This is a genomic window from Kaistia defluvii (assembly GCF_026343955.1).
GTDB lineage: Bacteria > Pseudomonadota > Alphaproteobacteria > Rhizobiales > Kaistiaceae > Kaistia > Kaistia defluvii.
The window spans coordinates 655,118-670,357 of record NZ_JAPKNI010000002.1 but is presented as its reverse complement, the minus strand read 5'-3'; the positions used below and the strand labels follow the sequence as shown (position 1 = coordinate 670,357).

General features: G+C 65.3%; 16 protein-coding genes. 13 read left to right on the top strand and 3 right to left on the bottom strand.

The genetic code is table 11. The features are described 5' to 3' along the window. The first annotated feature begins 4 nt into the window (after nucleotides 1–4). Nucleotides 5–1,078 (top strand): NAD(P)-dependent alcohol dehydrogenase, encoded by a 1,074-nt coding sequence (locus tag OSH10_RS07400; RefSeq protein WP_266331004.1) that lies wholly within the window; start codon nucleotides 5–7, stop codon nucleotides 1,076–1,078. A 50-nt stretch (nucleotides 1,079–1,128) separates the two neighbouring features. On the opposite strand, the gene OSH10_RS07395 is transcribed toward OSH10_RS07400, so the two are convergent. The 3 genes from OSH10_RS07395 to OSH10_RS07385 form a co-directional block, all read right to left on the bottom strand. After that, on the bottom strand, nucleotides 1,129–2,559 hold the full coding sequence (locus tag OSH10_RS07395) for an arabinose isomerase (protein ID WP_266331003.1): 1,431 nt from the start codon (nucleotides 2,557–2,559) through the stop codon (nucleotides 1,129–1,131). Nucleotides 2,560–2,571: 12 nt separating this feature from the next. Then, on the bottom strand, nucleotides 2,572–3,216 hold the full coding sequence (locus tag OSH10_RS07390) for an SGNH/GDSL hydrolase family protein (RefSeq protein WP_266331002.1): 645 nt from the start codon (nucleotides 3,214–3,216) through the stop codon (nucleotides 2,572–2,574). Nucleotides 3,217–3,691: 475 nt separating this feature from the next. Further along, complete coding sequence (locus OSH10_RS07385) at nucleotides 3,692–4,813, bottom strand: mandelate racemase/muconate lactonizing enzyme family protein (RefSeq protein ID WP_266331001.1); 1,122 nt, start codon at nucleotides 4,811–4,813, stop codon at nucleotides 3,692–3,694. A gap of 200 nt (nucleotides 4,814–5,013) precedes the next feature. On the opposite strand from OSH10_RS07385, the gene OSH10_RS07380 reads away from it, so the two are divergent. The 12 genes from OSH10_RS07380 (at nucleotide 5,014) to OSH10_RS07325 (ending at nucleotide 14,777) form a co-directional block, all read left to right on the top strand. Then, nucleotides 5,014–6,213 carry a sugar ABC transporter substrate-binding protein gene (locus OSH10_RS07380; protein ID WP_266331000.1) on the top strand — a complete coding sequence of 400 codons (1,200 nt, stop codon included), beginning with the start codon at nucleotides 5,014–5,016 and terminating at the stop codon, nucleotides 6,211–6,213. Nucleotides 6,214–6,274: 61 nt separating this feature from the next. Beyond that, on the top strand, nucleotides 6,275–7,801 hold the full coding sequence (locus OSH10_RS07375; RefSeq protein ID WP_266330999.1) for a sugar ABC transporter ATP-binding protein: 1,527 nt from the start codon (nucleotides 6,275–6,277) through the stop codon (nucleotides 7,799–7,801). Nucleotides 7,802–7,812: 11 nt separating this feature from the next. Beyond that, complete coding sequence (locus OSH10_RS07370) at nucleotides 7,813–8,808, top strand: ABC transporter permease (protein ID WP_266330998.1); 996 nt, start codon at nucleotides 7,813–7,815, stop codon at nucleotides 8,806–8,808. 1 nt (nucleotide 8,809) lies between these two features. Beyond that, nucleotides 8,810–9,532 (top strand): FadR/GntR family transcriptional regulator, encoded by a 723-nt coding sequence (locus tag OSH10_RS07365; RefSeq protein ID WP_266330997.1) that lies wholly within the window; start codon nucleotides 8,810–8,812, stop codon nucleotides 9,530–9,532. Nucleotides 9,533–9,545: 13 nt separating this feature from the next. Further along, the gene (locus OSH10_RS07360) at nucleotides 9,546–10,589 is read left to right on the top strand and encodes a Gfo/Idh/MocA family protein (RefSeq protein ID WP_266330996.1); all 1,044 of its coding nucleotides are present in this window, start codon (nucleotides 9,546–9,548) and stop codon (nucleotides 10,587–10,589) included. 5 nt (nucleotides 10,590–10,594) lie between these two features. After that, the gene (locus tag OSH10_RS07355; RefSeq protein ID WP_266330995.1) at nucleotides 10,595–11,407 is read left to right on the top strand and encodes a sugar phosphate isomerase/epimerase family protein; all 813 of its coding nucleotides are present in this window, start codon (nucleotides 10,595–10,597) and stop codon (nucleotides 11,405–11,407) included. Then, nucleotides 11,404–12,207, top strand: coding sequence for an SDR family NAD(P)-dependent oxidoreductase (locus OSH10_RS07350; protein ID WP_266330994.1), 804 nt, complete (start codon nucleotides 11,404–11,406; stop codon nucleotides 12,205–12,207). The genes OSH10_RS07355 and OSH10_RS07350 overlap by 4 nt, the downstream gene beginning before the upstream one ends. Beyond that, nucleotides 12,207–12,986 carry an acetoacetate decarboxylase family protein gene (locus tag OSH10_RS07345; protein ID WP_266330993.1) on the top strand — a complete coding sequence of 260 codons (780 nt, stop codon included), beginning with the start codon at nucleotides 12,207–12,209 and terminating at the stop codon, nucleotides 12,984–12,986. The genes OSH10_RS07350 and OSH10_RS07345 overlap by 1 nt, the downstream gene beginning before the upstream one ends. Nucleotides 12,987–12,997: 11 nt before the next feature. After that, nucleotides 12,998–13,312, top strand: a complete 315-nt coding sequence (locus tag OSH10_RS07340) for an L-rhamnose mutarotase (RefSeq protein WP_266330992.1) — start codon at nucleotides 12,998–13,000, stop codon at nucleotides 13,310–13,312. Nucleotides 13,313–13,317: 5 nt separating this feature from the next. Then, complete coding sequence (locus OSH10_RS07335; protein WP_266330991.1) at nucleotides 13,318–14,082, top strand: SDR family NAD(P)-dependent oxidoreductase; 765 nt, start codon at nucleotides 13,318–13,320, stop codon at nucleotides 14,080–14,082. Between the two features lie 122 nt (nucleotides 14,083–14,204). After that, nucleotides 14,205–14,477 carry a helix-turn-helix domain-containing protein gene (locus OSH10_RS07330; RefSeq protein ID WP_266330990.1) on the top strand — a complete coding sequence of 91 codons (273 nt, stop codon included), beginning with the start codon at nucleotides 14,205–14,207 and terminating at the stop codon, nucleotides 14,475–14,477. A 96-nt stretch (nucleotides 14,478–14,573) separates the two neighbouring features. Further along, nucleotides 14,574–14,777: a hypothetical protein gene (locus OSH10_RS07325; RefSeq protein ID WP_266330989.1), complete on the top strand. Its 204-nt coding sequence runs from the start codon at nucleotides 14,574–14,576 to the stop codon at nucleotides 14,775–14,777. Nucleotides 14,778–15,240: the final 463 nt, after the last annotated feature.

The window sequence follows — 15,240 nt, the reverse complement described above, 5'->3', positions numbered from 1 at the left end:
AGAAATGCCACGCATGAAAGCCGCCATCTTCGTCGAGCCGGGTCGCATCGTGCTTGACGAGAAACCGATCCCCGATGTCGGCCCGCGCGACGCCCTGATGCGCATCACCACGACGACGATCTGCGGTACCGACATTCATATCCTCAAGGGCGAGTATCCGGTCGCCAAGGGGCTGACCATCGGCCATGAGCCGGTCGGCGTGATCGAGAAGCTCGGCTCCGCCGTCGAGGGCTACACGGAAGGCCAGCGCGTCATCGCCGGCGCGATCACCCCGAGCGGCCACAGCTATGCCTGTCTCTGCGGTTGCGGCTCGCAGGATGGCCCCGGCACCAAGCACGGCTTCAAGGCCACGGGCGGCTGGAAATTCGGCAATTCGATCGATGGCTGCCAGGCCGAATACGTCCTCGTCCCGGACGCCGCGGCCAATCTGAGCCCGGTCGCCGAGGGACTGTCGGACGAAGAAATCCTGATGTGTCCCGACATCATGTCGACGGGCTTCGCCGGCGCCGAGAGCGGCGGCGTCAAGATCGGCGACACGGTCGTCGTCTTCGCGCTCGGTCCGATCGGGCTTTGCGCCGTCGCCGGCGCCAAGCTGATGGGCGCCACCACGATCATCGGCGTCGACACGGTGCCCGCCCGCCTCGAGGTCGCCAAGAAGCTCGGCGCCGACATCGTCGTCGACTTCAAGAAGGGCGATCCGGTCGAGCAGATCATGAAGCTCACCGATGGGCGCGGCGTCGACGTCGCGATCGAGGCGCTCGGCACCCAGGGCACGTTCGAATCGGCGCTGCGCGTGCTGCGTCCAGGCGGCACGCTCTCCAGCCTCGGCGTCTATTCGAAAGACCTGACGATCCCGCTCAGCGCCTTCTCGTCCGGCCTCGGCGACAACAAGATCATCACGTCGCTCTGCCCCGGCGGCAAGGAGCGCATGCGCCGGCTCATGAACGTCGTCGCCTCCGGCCGCGTCGATCTGAAGTCGCTGGTCACCCACCGCTTCAAGCTCGACGATATCGAGGCGGCCTATGACCTGTTCGGGCACCAGCGCGACGGTGTGCTGAAGGTCGCGATCACCCCCTGAGGTCTCGAGACGGGTGTCCCGATTCCCGCATCGGGACGCCCGTTTTTTTTTCAGCAGACCTTCACGGTGCGAATGCCGAGCAGCAGGCCCAGCTTCTCGATCCTGTCCGCGATATGGCCCGTGCCGATCGCGCAGTGATGCGCCGGACACTCGGCGTTCCACGTCTCGACGAATTTTCTGGCGCCGACGGAGAAGCGATAGCGGCTGTTGGTGTTGCCGATCTCGAGGATCGGGCCCGGCACGGATTCCGCTTCCGCCACGACCAGCTTCAGCTTGCCGGCGCCGTCCTCGGCGACCGAGAGCAGCGTCACCGGCCCGTGCCGGACCGACATCTCGACGCTGACGCCCGAGCCGACCTTGCCGTGATAGACTTTCAGCGGCCGCACCTTGGTCCTGCCTTCCGCGATCTTCGTATGGCCGGGGCCGTCATGGCCCATCAGCACGATGTCGTCGTTGAAATCGATGCCGTAGTACTCGGTGAACGAGCCGCCGACGCCGAAGGTGTCGAGGATCTTCATCGCCTGGGCGTTCTTCACCTCATATTCGCCCGCCACCGGCACGCCGCGCGCGGTCAGGTAGGAACAGCCGAGGATGACCGAGGAAATCACGTCCTCATGGTCATGGCCCGGCGTCGATTCGTAATAATAAGCGAGCGAGCCCAGCCTGTGCTTCGCCACCAGCCGATCCAGCGCCACCGACGTCCGCGCCGCACGCAGCAGTTCGGCCGGGTCGCAATCGGGCTGGATCTCGAATTCATCGCGAAAGGCGTCGACGCGGGCCGCCGCCTCGATCTCGGTTACCTGTTTGCGCAACGCCGCCAGTTCGTCGATCTCGACGATTTCGAGATGGCCGCCGAAGGTCGCGACCTGCGCCGTCGTGTCGGAATAGATGTCGAGCATGCCGTTGTAATAGCGCCCCATCAGGCCCAGGCGATTGTGCGACATCACATAGGCGACGCGCGCCGCCTCGATCCAGGCCTCGATCTCGCGGTCGACGTGCGTGTCGCCATCGAGCACGCCGGTCACCTGATGGAAATCGATCCCCGAGCGGCGAAAGACATTGGCGATCTCCGGCACCGGACAGGCGGCGCAGAAGGCGAGCCATTCGCCGGTCATCTGGGTGCGATCCTCGAGCGCGTTGAAGCTGGCGTAATCGATCGCCGCTTCGGGCTGCAGGTTGAGGATCACGACTGGCACCTTGGCCCGCTGCACGACCGGCAGCACGGTCGATGAAACCGCGTAGGTCGTCACATGCAGGAAGATCAGGTCGACATCGGCGGCGCGGAACTGGTGCCCGGCGTCCATCGCCTTTTCCGGATCGTCGATCAGGCCGAGATTGACGATCTCGACGCCCGGACGCGCCAGCTTTTCGGCCACCCGCTCGATATAGCCGCGCAGGCGCGGTTCGAGACCGGCGAATTGCGGCCAGTAGGCGTTGAGACCGATGCCGAACAGACCGACCTTGAGCGTGTCATGCGCCATCTCTTTTACCCCTCAATCCGCCAGGATATCTGCGACGCGAACGGCCAGCGCCTCGCCCAGAATGCGATGTGCGTCGGCATCCAGGTGGATGCCGTCGACCTCGCTCGAGGTGATCACCGAGCCTGCATCAAACACCGAGAGGTTCCGCCCCCTGGTCGCGCGCGCAAATTCGGCGGCGAGTTTTCGCGATTTCTCCGTGCCGCCCTCGAACATCTCGGCCAGCCAGCCGAGTTTCGACAAGGGCGCCGGGACGACGAGCAGCACCCTGGGTGCCCTGCCCTGCGGCCCGGTCGCGGAGCCGAGCACGATGTCGGCAAGGCGGACCGCGCCATCGGCGATGTCGCCCGCCTGCATCGAAAGCCGCGCCTTCAGATCATTGGTGCCGAGCTTGATGATGACGAGGTCGAGCGGCATGTGCGTCTCGATCGCCACCTGCAGGAAGCGCGAGCCGTTCTTGTGATGGCCCTCGACGGGATCATCGACGCAGGTGGTGCGGCCGTTCAGCCCCTCGGCGACCACCTGCACGTCATTACCGAGAACTTTCTGCATGACGCCGGGCCAGCGCACATCCCACGCGAACCGGCCGCCGACGCCGCGCTCACGCTGCGGTTCCGCGCCCCAGCTATTGGAATCGCCATAGACCATCACGGTTTTCATCGGGCTTTCCTCGGCACGAGCCATCTGAATTCTAACCTTCACTTTGACTGTGGGGACTTCGCCCAGCTGCGAATGACGGGGCCGAGACAACCAGTTCCATCACACCCCAGCTTGGCACAAGTCTCGAAACAGAGCCTAGGTCGCTGCCTCAGCCCTGCCGCCACCCCTTCCCCACCCTCGCCGTCATCCCTGCGAAAGCAGGGATCCATCCAGCCGAGGCATCAAGAACTCGTTCGGCGAGGCTCCTGCTGCAAGGATCCCTGCTTTCGCAGGGATGACGCAGTTTTGGCGACCCCGTCTCCGCCCTTCCCGTGGCAGGGCAAGTCCAAGCAAGCCCCTCACCCCACCCTCTCCCGCAAGCGGGCGAGGGCTTTTTGGCCGGCGGGGCGGAGGCATCGAGACCGGGCTCCGACCACCCCCTCTCCCGCCACGCGGGAGAGGGTTGGGGTGAGGGTCTACCTGCCATCCATGCCCCCTAGTTCACGCGATAGCGCGCCAGCACATCGGCGCGCGGCTCGGCGCCATGGCCGGGGCGGCTTGGCGCCGAGATCAGCCCGTTTTCATGCCAGAACGGCTCGTCTATGAGGTCGAACTGCATCGGCCCGACCAGCGGCTTCAGTTCGAAAAGCTCGGCCGCCTTCGAGGCGAGCGACAGATGCAGGCTGGCCCCGGTCAGCACCGCGGTGCTCCAGGCATGCGCGTTGACAGTCCTGCCGGCCGCCTCGATCACCGCGGCCGCCTTACGGAACCCGGTGACGCCCTCGATGCGGGCAGGGTCGAGGCCGAGCACGTCGGCGGCGCCCGTATCGAGCCAGCGCTGATAGCCGGCGACGGTGAATTCGCGCTCGCCGACCGCGACCGGCGTCGAAATGGCTGCCTTCAGGGCGACGTGATCAGCGACCCGGCTCGGCAGGAAGGGTTCCTCGATCCAGGCAATATCAGATTCTTCCATCCGCTTGACCGTGCGGATGGCGGTGTCGAGGTCCCATTTCGTGCCGTTGCCGGCGTCGACCATGATGCCGGCTTGCCCGCCGATCGCTTCGCGGAGCGCCGCCACCAGCGCCACGTCGTAATCGGGGTCGCGGCCGGCCTTCGAAAGCCCGCGTTTTCCAAGCCCCAGCTTGGTCGAGCGAAAGCCGGCGGCGATATGGCCTGCGATCTCGCGGACACTCGCCTCGATCGTCGCCTGGTTCACATGCAGGCTGGCGCAGACCGGCAGGGAATTGTGATGCGCGCCAAACAGCTCGACCAACGGCGTGCCGGCGTCCTTCGCTTTGATGTCCCACAGCGCCATGTCGAGCGCCGAGATCGCCATCGAGGCGATGCCGCCCTCGCCATACCACCAGCAGTGATTTTTCATCGCCTGCCAGCAGGCTTCGACATCGGAAAGGTCGCGCTCGGCAAGGACGGGAAGCAGGCCATCGCGGATGATGGTTTCGGTGGCCCGCAGCGCCTCCGGCCACATGGCGATCGCCTCACCCCAGCCGGAAATGCCCTCGGCCGTATCGACCCGGACCAGCAGCGTCATCCGCTCGTGGTTGAAATCATTCGGCTCTGGCCAACGCAGCACAAAGCACTCAGCTCCGCCGAGACGCATGCAGTTTCCTCCCCAAACCTGCGCTTGCCGCGCGGTCGTTTGCAGCAAGGCTAGATTCAAAACCCTGAGGTCGTCAATCGAATTGGTCAGGCCAATTATTGCAACGTGACCCTTGCGTCATCCGAAATGTCGTGCCAGTTTTGCCGCCAAGAAATTGGCCTTACCAATTCAGAATGCTCTTTGAGGGAGGAGACTTTTCCATGCACGCTCGGATTCCGTTCCACGCCATGCGCCGTGTCGCCAGCGCCGCGGTCCTGTCGCTTCTGCTCGGCAGCGCGGCCTATGCCGAGGACTTCCACGGCTTCGACCCGACGAAGTTCGACGGCGCCATGCTCAGCGCCGACCAGCTCAAGGCGATGGTCGCCGACGCCACCGCCGCCCATAAGCCCAACAACGGCAAGAACCTCGTTCTCGGCTTCGCCAATCTGCAGCGCGACGTGTCGTTCTGCCTGAAGGTCGAGAACGGCATGGTCGAGAACGCCAAGGCCGCCGGCGTCGACCTGCAGATCACCGACAACCGCCTCGACGGCGCAACCGCCCTCGCCAATGCGCAGAGCTTCCTGCAGCGCCAGGTCGATCACGTCACCGAATTCCAGACCGACGCCAATTTCGGCGCCACCATCATGCAGCAGATGAACGACGCCAACACCAAGGTCGTGGCGATCGATATCCCGATGCCGGGTGCGACCTTCTTCGGCGCCAACAACCCCCGCTCGGGCTTCATGGGCGGCGCCTATCTCGGCCAGGCGGCGATCGCCAAGTTTGGCGCCGACAAGGTCAAGGAAGGTTTCTTCGTCGTCGGCGAACTGCCGCAATCGGGCGCCATTCCCGCCATGCGCACCGGCGGCCAGGTCGCCGGCTTCAAGGCGGCCGTCGAGGGCTTCTCGGACGATCACATCATTAAGATCGACACCAAGAACACGCTCGAAGAGAGCTTCACCCAGATGAACAACGTCATCGGGCGCATCCCCGAAGGCGCGCCCATCATGGTGACGGCGATCAACGACCAGGCGGCGACCGGCATGCTGCGCGCCGTCAAGCAGGCTGGCCGCGAGGCGGACCTGATCGTCGTCGGCATGGGCGCCGACGAGATCCAGACCATGATCGACGAGCCCGCCTTCGTGTCCTCGGTCGGCTACTTCCCCGAGCGCTACGGCAACTACCTGATCCCGCTGGCCCTGATGCAGCTGGCCGGCAAGGACGTGCCGGACACGGTACTGGTCAACCATGTCATGGTCACCAAGGACAATGTCTGCACCTATTACGACAAGTTCGCCTGCGCCAAGGGCAAGGACCCGATCCAGTTCACCTTCCCGCAGGAAGCTTTCGAGAAGCATCTGGCCGAGATCCGCACGCTGCCGGACCTCGCCGACTACCAGAACCTGATCCCGACCAACTGATCGGATCCTTCGGCGGACGCTGCGGCGTCCGCCGATGTCTCAACTTTCCAGGAAGGGCCGCATGGCGACCACCGTACCCCGCCTCGGCATGCACGGCATCGGCAAGTCCTTCGGACGCGTGCCGGTTCTGACGGATGTCGACCTGACCGTCGACCCCGGCGAAGTCGTCGCCCTGCTCGGCTCCAACGGCGCCGGCAAGTCGACGCTGATGAAGATCCTGACCGGCCTCTACACGCGCGATGGCGGCTCGATCCGCATCGATGGCCACGAGGTCGATTTCAAGGATCCGGCCGCCGCCGTCGCCTCCGGCGTCAAGCTGCTGCCGCAGGAAATCTCGGTCATGCCGGACATGACGGTGGCCGAGAACATCTTCCTCGGCGACATGCCGATGAAGCGCAAATTCGGCGTGATGCAGGTCGACAAGGACGCGATGCGGGTGCGCTCGCGCGACCTCCTCGACCAGCTCGGCTTCGCGAACATCGTGCCCGACATGCTGGTGAAGCGGCTCTCCGTTGCCGAGCAGCGCATCGTCGAGATCGCCCGGGCCCTGGCCGGCAAGGCCAGCATCCTCGTCATGGACGAACCGACGGCAGCGCTGACCGAGCAGGAAGCGAAGATGATCTTCAGGATCATCCGCCGCCTGAAGGAGAACAAGGTCTCCGTCATCTACATCTCGCACTACCTCTCCGAAGTGTTCGAGATTTCCGACCGCATCGTCGTGCTGCGCGACGGCCGCAATGCCGGCACCTTCGTGACCGCCGAGACGAAGCGCGCGGAAGTGCTGGCCGCCATGCTCGGCAATACGGTCGATGATCTCTACGACGTCGGCGCGCCCGGCATCGCCGGCGCCGAGATCCTGAACGTCGAGAAGCTGACCATCCCGCGCAAGCTCGAAGACATCGCCTTCAGCCTGCACCAGAACGAGATCCTCGGCATTTTCGGCCTGGTCGGTTCCGGCGTCGAGGTGCTCGGCCGGGCGCTCTATGGCGCGCTGGGGCCGCTGAAGACCGCCGACGTCCGCCTCGGCGGCCAGAGCTACCGGCCGATGAGCGCCCGCGACGGCAAGCTCGCCGGCATCGGCTTCGTCGCCGCCGAGCGCAAGAAGGAAGGCATCATCGCCGACCTGAGCGTGCGCGAGAACATCGCCCTCCCCTTCGAGGAGCGCTTCGAGCGCGGCCTGTTCATGTCGCAGGCGGAAGAATCCCAGCACGCCATCCGCTGGATCGGCGAACTCGGCATCCGTACGCGCGGGCCCGAGCAGAAGATCCGCACCCTTTCCGGCGGCAACCAGCAGAAGGTCTGCATCGCCCGCTGGCTGGTGGAGGGCGTCAAGCTGCTGATCCTCGAGGAACCGACCCGCGGCGTCGATGTCGGCGCCAGGCGGGAGATCTACGGCAAGCTGCGCGAACTCGCGAACCGCGGCTATGCCGTGCTGATCCTCTCCTCCGACGTCGAGGAGGTCGCCGGCATCAGCGACCGCTCGCTGGTCCTCGATCGCGGCCGCATCGTCGGACACTTCCAACGCGGCGCCAAGCCCGCCGAACTCATGGCCGCCACCGGCAACGACCCTGCCTTCCAGGCCCCGTAAGGACCCATCCCATGGCCCAATCCATCGAAACCCACTCCACCGGCGGCGCCAGGGAACAGATGATCCAGCTGTTCGGCAAGCCGTGGTCGGGCGTCGCCATGCTCGGGATCTTCTACCTGATCCTGATCGCGGTCTTCTCCGTCCTGTCGCCCTATTTCCTGACGCTCCGCAACATGCTGCAGATCGGCGGCAACGTCGCCTATATCGGCCTGATGGCCGCCGCCGGCACGCCGCTGATCATCGCCGGCGGTCTCGACCTCTCGGTCGCCGCGATCGCCGGCCTGACCGGCGTCGTCATCTCCATGCTGCACGGCATGGGCTTCCCGATCTGGATCGGCGTGCTGCTCGCCATCGTCGTCGCCGCCGCCATCGGCGTGGTTAACGGACTGTTTACAACGCGCTTACGCCTGAACCCGCTGATCGTGACCCTCGGCATGATGAGCATCATCTCGGGCATCGCCCTGGTGCTGACCGGCGGCCTGACCCGGCCGCTGATGGTTCCGGGCTTCAACTGGGTTGGTTCGGGCCGTGTCATCGGCATCCCGATCCCCTTCATCATCATGATGGTGACCTTCGTCGGGCTCTGGGTCGTCATGACGAAAATGCGCTTCGGCCGCTACATCTACGCCGCCGGCGGCAATGCCGAGGCTTCGCGCCTGATCGGCATTCCGCTCGAAAAGACCGTCATCACCCTCTATGTGATCTCGGCCATTTCCGGCGCCATCGCCGGCACCATCCTGGGCGCCATGCTGGGCGCGGCAGGCCCGACCGCCGCCGGCTCGCAGCTCCTCACCGTCATCGCCGCGATCATCCTTGGCGGCACCAGCCTGAATGGCGGGCGCGGCAGCGTCTGGGGCACCCTGCTCGCGGTGCTGATCCTCGGCACGCTCAATAACGGCCTGACTTTGCTCAATGTTTCCAGCTTCTGGCAGGATGTCACGCGGGGCGTCGTCCTGATGTTGGCCGTCAGCCTCGACCAGATCCGAACCCGCGCGCTGGGCGAATAAGATGGCGGAGATGGGCGCAGGCGACTTCGAACCGATCGAGCGCAGCTCGGTGGCCGAGCAGGTCGCCAAGAAGCTGCTCGACCTGGTGCGGACGAAGAACCTCCGGCCGGGCGACCAGCTTCCGCCCGAACGCGAACTGGCGGCCGCCATGCAGGTCAGCCGGCCCAGCGTCCGCGAGGCCCTGCGCGGCCTGCAGATCCTCGGGGTGCTCAAGGTCCGGCAGGGCGGCGGCATCTATGTGTCGTCGCTCGAAGCCTCCGACCTGCTCGGGCCGCTGCAGCTGCTGATCACGCTGAACGAGCACAACGTCAATGCGCTCTACGAGTCGCGAAAGCTGATCGATGGCGGAATCGGGCGGATGGCGGCCGAGCGCATCACGCCGGAAGATTTGACGCGGATGAAGAACATGCTTCTCGTCCAGCGCGGATTGATCAACGATCCCATAGGCTTCCGCGTCTCCGACGTCGAGTTTCACCGGGTTCTGTCCGACGCGACAGGCAACCCGTTCCTCGTGCGCGTCTCGACCTCGCTCTACATCCTCGGCATGGAATATCGCCGCATCGCCGCCGAAAACCCCGGCGTCCTCGGCCAATCCTTCCAGGATCACGAACGGATCGTCGCCGCGCTCGACGCGCGCGACCCGGACGCCGCCGAAGCCGCAATGGTGCAGCACATGACCAACGTGCACCTCTCGACGGTCAACGCCATGGATATCACTCCCTAATGGAACGAAACTCATGAAGCGCGCCAGGATAGGCATCATCGGGGCTGGCTGGTGGGCGGTCGAGAACCACATCCCGATCCTGAAGGCGAACCCGGATTGCGAGCTGGTTGCGGTCAACCGGCTGGGCGAGACCGAACTGGCGCAGATCCAGGCCAAGTTCGATATCCCGCACGGGTTTGAGGACTATCGCGACATGCTGCGCGAGGTCGAGCTCGACGGCGTCATCATCGCCTCGCCGCATGTGCTGCACCATGAGCACGCAATCGCCGCGATCCGCGCCGGCTGCCATGTGCTGGTCGAGAAGCCGCTCGCGACCAACGCCGCCGATGCGCGCGATATCGTCACGGAAGCCGCAGCCTTCGGCCGCGAAGTCGTCGTGCCCTATGGCTGGAACTTCAAGCCGTTCAGCGAGCGCGCCGCCGAACTGGTCGCGTCGGGTGCGATCGGCAAGGTCGAGCATGTCGTGCTGCAGATGGCCTCGGCGCTTGGCGACCTGATGGCCGGCCAGCCGATGAAGGAAACCGAAGGCGCCATGTTCCGCCCGCCGGCTTCGACCTGGGCCGATCCGCAGCGCGCCGGCGGCTATGGCTGGGGCCAGCTGGTCCATGCGCTGGGCCTGCTGTTCAAGATCGCCGACATCGCGCCGGAAGAGGTCTTTGCCATGGTCGGCCGCTCGCCGGCCGGGGTCGATTATTACGACGCAGCCGTCGTCCGCTTCGCCAATGGCGCGACCGCCTCGCTTTCCGGCGCCTCGACGGTTCCAAAACATCGCGGTTTCCAGATCGACCTGCGCATCTTCGGCTCGGAAGGGATGCTGCTGCTCGATATCGAGCGGGAGCGGTTGGAAGTAAGCCGGCGCGACGGGACCGATGTATTCGTTGAAATCGAGCCGGGCGCTGGCGCCTATAGCTGCGTCGAGCCGGTCAATCTGCTGGTCGATATCTGCCGGGGCCTCAATCCGCCGAATGCTTCGCCCGGCACGGTCGGCATGCGCGCCGTCGAAGTGCTCGACGCGTTGTATCGCTCCGCCGAAAGCGGCCGGATGGAAAAGGTCTGAGCGCCATGAAGCTTTCGCTCACCACCTGGTCCCTGCGCAGCCTGACACTGCAAGAAGCGTCGGGGCTCTCCAATCTGCTCGGCATCGGCGCGCTCGACCTCGGCTATTTCTACAGGCCCGGCCTCGACCGCGAGGCTCTGATCGCCGACCCGGACGGCACGGCTGACCGCGTTCTCCAGCTCGGCGTCGCCCTGCCCAATCTCTACCACTTGTTCGGCGGCTCGCTATCGGACCGGAACCTCGCCGATCCCAGCCACCGCGAGCGCAACGAGGCGGATTTCCGGGCGGTGGTGCGCTTCGCCAAGCGCGCTGGCCTCGAAACCGTCTTCGTGCTGCCCGGCGTCGTCAATCCCGGCCAGGACCGCGCCATGGCGCTATTGGAATCGGCGGAAAGCCTGCGCCGGCTGGTGGCGATCGCGGCCCCGGAAGGCATCCAACTCACCGTCGAGCCGCATGTCCATTCCTATCTCGAAAGCCCGACCCTGGTGCTCGACCTGCTCGATCGCGTGCCGGGGCTGAAGCTGACGCTCGACTACGCGCATTTCGCCTGCCTCGGCTATCGGCAGGAGGAGATCGATGGGCTGGCGCCGCATGCGGCCCATGTGCATCTGCGCCAGGCGCGCGCCGGCGTGCTGCAATGCAAGCTGTCGCTCGGCACGCTCAATTTCGGCGCCATGCTCGGGACACTGAAGGCGGCCGGCTATGACGGCTATCTCTCCATCGAATATGTGCATCAGGACTACATGGACGGCCGGCATGACGACGTGCTGACCGAGACCGTCGACATGCGGGATTGCGTGAGGGAGTGGCTGGCGTGACGGCAAAAGGCATTGCGCTCGTGACCGGCGGCGCCGGCGGCATCGGCGCGGAGATCGTGCGACGGCTGGCAAGCGACGGCTATCACGTGGTCGCCGCCGATCACAACGAAGCGCTCGCGGCCGAGATCGCCAACGGCGTCGGCGGCAGCGCCATCGGCATCGATATCACGGACGCGAACTCCGTCGATCTGGCCTTCGAGACTGTGCTGGAGCAGCATGGCCGCCTCGACGTGCTGATCAATGCCGCCGGCATCCATCTGCAGAAGCTGGTGGTCGATACGACGCCGGAGGAATGGGACCGGATCCAGTCGGTCAACGCACGCGGGCCGTTCCTTACCTGCCGCGCCGCCGCACGCGCGATGATGCGCGCCGAGAGCGGCCGGATCATCAACATCATCACCCGGCTCAATTTCGGCAATCCTTACTCCAGCGCCTACATCTCGTCGAAGAACGCGCTCTGGGGCCTGACCCAGTGCCTCGCGGTCGAACTGGCCTCCTACGGCATCACGGTGAACGGCGTCGCGCCCGGCCATGTCGGCCCCGGCACCGGCATGGAGAAGCAGTTCCGCGAGAAGGCCGACAAGCTCGGCCTCTCCTGGGAGGCGTTCGAGGCGCAGGTGCTGAAGACGATCCCTGTCGGCCGCTGGTGCCGGCCGGCCGACGTCGCCGCCGCCGTCTCCTATGTCGCCTCGCCGGAAGCCTCCTTCGTCACCGGCGAACTGATCAATGTGACCGGCGGCTTCGTCGGATACGGCATCGCGCCGCCGAAGGAAGCGCGCTTCGCAAGGGATGCCGACTGATGAGCAAGGATCTGCGCAATGGCGGGCTCGACCGGCTGACGGTCGAGGACATCCTGAAGCCAGGCTTCTCGACGCCGTGGGACGCGCCGATGGTGCCGCCCTACCCCTTCACCTTCCGCAATGTCGACGTGCTGACGCTGGTCTGGCGCACCACCGAGGCGGCCGTCGCCCGGCTGCTGCCGCCGCCGCTGGAGCCTGCCAGCGACATCGTCATGGCGCATATCTACCGCATGAACGACACGGAATGGCTCGGCCCCTATGGCGAGAGCAATATCTCGCTCGGCTGCCGCCTGCCGGGCGTCGTGGAAGGCTCCTATTCGCCCTATCTGTTCCTTTCATCGGATGCCGGCGTCGCGCATGGCCGCGAACTGCATGGCCAGCCCAAGAAACTGGGGGAGCCGAAGCTGGAACTGCGCGGCGATCTCGTCGTCGGCACGGTGGCGCGCAACGGCATCGACGTCCTGACCGGCACGCTGCCCTACAAGCAGCGCACCGACACGCTCGCCAGTCTCAACAAGCATTTCGACTTCGCCGAGAACATCAATCTGAAGGTCATCGACCACATCGACCAGCGCCCGGCGATCCGGCAGCTGACGGCGAGACGGCTCCAGAATGTCGTGGTTCATGAATGCTGGGGCGGCCCTTGCACGGTCGAGTTGCGGCCCAACGCCCAGGCGCCAATCCACCGCCTGCCCGTGGTCGACATGCTGGACGGCCTGCACTGGAAGGCGGACTTCACGCTGGTGCCGGGGCGCATCGTTCACGACTATCTCGCCTGAAGGGGGAAATCATGGGTCACTACGCCTGGGTTCTGGAAGTCCGTCCGGGATGCGAAGAGGAATACAAGAAGGCGCATGACGAGATCTGGCCGGAAATGCTGGAAACGCTCAAGGCGGCCGGCATTCGCAACTATTCGATCTTCCGGCTCGGCCTGAAGCTGATCGGCTATTTCGAAACCGACGACCTCCAGAAGACCATCGCCCATCTGAAGGACGATCCGGTCAACAAGCGCTGGGGCGAGGCCATGGCGCCGATCATGAAGCTTGAGGGCGACCCGCGCACCGGTTTCGCCTATATGCTTCCCCTGCAATGGCACATGGATTGATGACCATGCTCGACGGAGAAATCGCCCTCGTCACCGGCGCCAAGGGCGGCATCGGCGCAGCGACCGCCAGGGCGCTTGCCGAGGCCGGCGCCCGGGTCATCGTCACCGCCCGCCGCCTTGCCGATGCGGAAGCGATCGCGCGCGAATGCGCCGAAGCCCGGGCCGTCGGCCTCGCCTGCGATGTGGCCGAGCCGGATTCCGTCCGTTCGGCGGTACGCGAGGCAACCGCAATCGTCGGCGCGCCGACGATTCTCGTCAACAATGCCGGCACGGTGCAGCCGATTGGCCTTCTGCACGAAACAGACTCCGACGCCTGGGCCGCCAACATCAACGCGACGCTGATCGGCGCGGCGGCGATGGCGCGGGCCGTGCTGCCGGCCATGCTCGACCAAGGGCGCGGCACCATCGTCAACCTGTCCTCGGGTGCCGCGCATCATGCCATGGAGGGCTGGAGCGCCTATTGCGCCGCCAAGGCCGGGCTTGCCATGGTGACCAGATCCCTGGCGCTCGAATATGGCGCGCGCGGCATCCGCGCCTTCGGCTTTGCGCCTGGAATCGTCGATACCGACATGCAGGTCGAAATCCGAGCCTCGGGTATCAATCCGGTCAGCCAGTTGCCGCGCGAGAAACTGGCGGGCGTGGCCGATCCGGCGCGCGCCATCGTCTATCTCTGCACGGATGCCGCCGCGGATCTGGCTGGTGGCGAGATCGATATTCGCAATGCGGAATTCCGCGAGCGGGCTGGTCTGCCCGCATTGCCCACGGCCTGATCGCCGTCCCCGCCCATCCGATCAATATCTTGCTATCGAGGGCACGGAAGTCTGGAACGGTTTCGGCTTTCGTGCGTTTCTTTCCAAGGCGGCAGGAGTGTGCCGCCATTTGGGAGGGAAAGATGGAGCTTCGTCATTTCCGCCAGCAGCCCAATATAGGACCGCGCGATACAGCCGGGCTGCCGGACCATGTTCTGGAAAAAATCGCTGCCGGCGAACAGCCGCTGAAAGCCATCCGTGAGTGGCGCTGCATCAGCCAGACCGACCTCGCGGACCGCACCGGCGTGGCCGTGACGCAAATCATGCGCTGCGAGACGGGTTGGCTGATTTCGAAGGAGGCCTTGCGGCTTCTGGCGCGCGGCCTGCGGGTGCGTGACGACCTGCTGACCGACTGACGGCGCGCTTTGGCAATAGCCCTGTGGCAGCGACGGTTCCCGGCGCTGAACAATGGGTGCTGTGCGAAAGTCTATTCATCGATCAAGGAGAACGACATGGATCCGAAGAAGCCTTTCCCCGATCCGATGACGCCGGGCCGCGACCCGCATGCCGTTCCCGAGATCGACGAGCGCGCCAATCAGGCCTTCGTCGATGCGCTGATCGATACCGATGGCCGTCCGATGCGCGATGCCGTCGACATGCCGGAAGAGGAGATGGACGAGGACGATCTCGAAGACGAGGACGAGATCCAGCCCTGAGCCAAGGGGCTTGGGGCTTGGGGCTTGGGGCTTGGGGCTTGGGGCTGCGCCGTGTTCGACGAATGCAAGCTCTTCCACGCGAAACTGCAAAGACGTGGCTCGGAATTCCGGGCCACGTATTCGTTTGTTTGCCCATTCGATCGAACGGCACGCATCCGCGAGTCTGGATGAAGGTCTGACGACGCCTGGCCCCAGGCCAAGGGAGGGCGCTCCAGATGCCAGCGCTCCCGCCGAGCCGGCTCGAAACCGGCACGATCCCTCCGCCGACGCGAGCATTTGCATCCTGAAACAGCCGCAGGCTGCGACAAATGTTGCCGGCTACATTTCGTCGCCTCGTTCGCCGCAAGAAAAGCGGCTAGATTTTGTTCACTGAGATCGAAAGACAGGCATTTCGCGCAGGCATTCTGCTTTCGCCTGTGCCGGCAAGTTCTTTCCGCAGGCAAGGCCTTGCCCCCTTACGGGC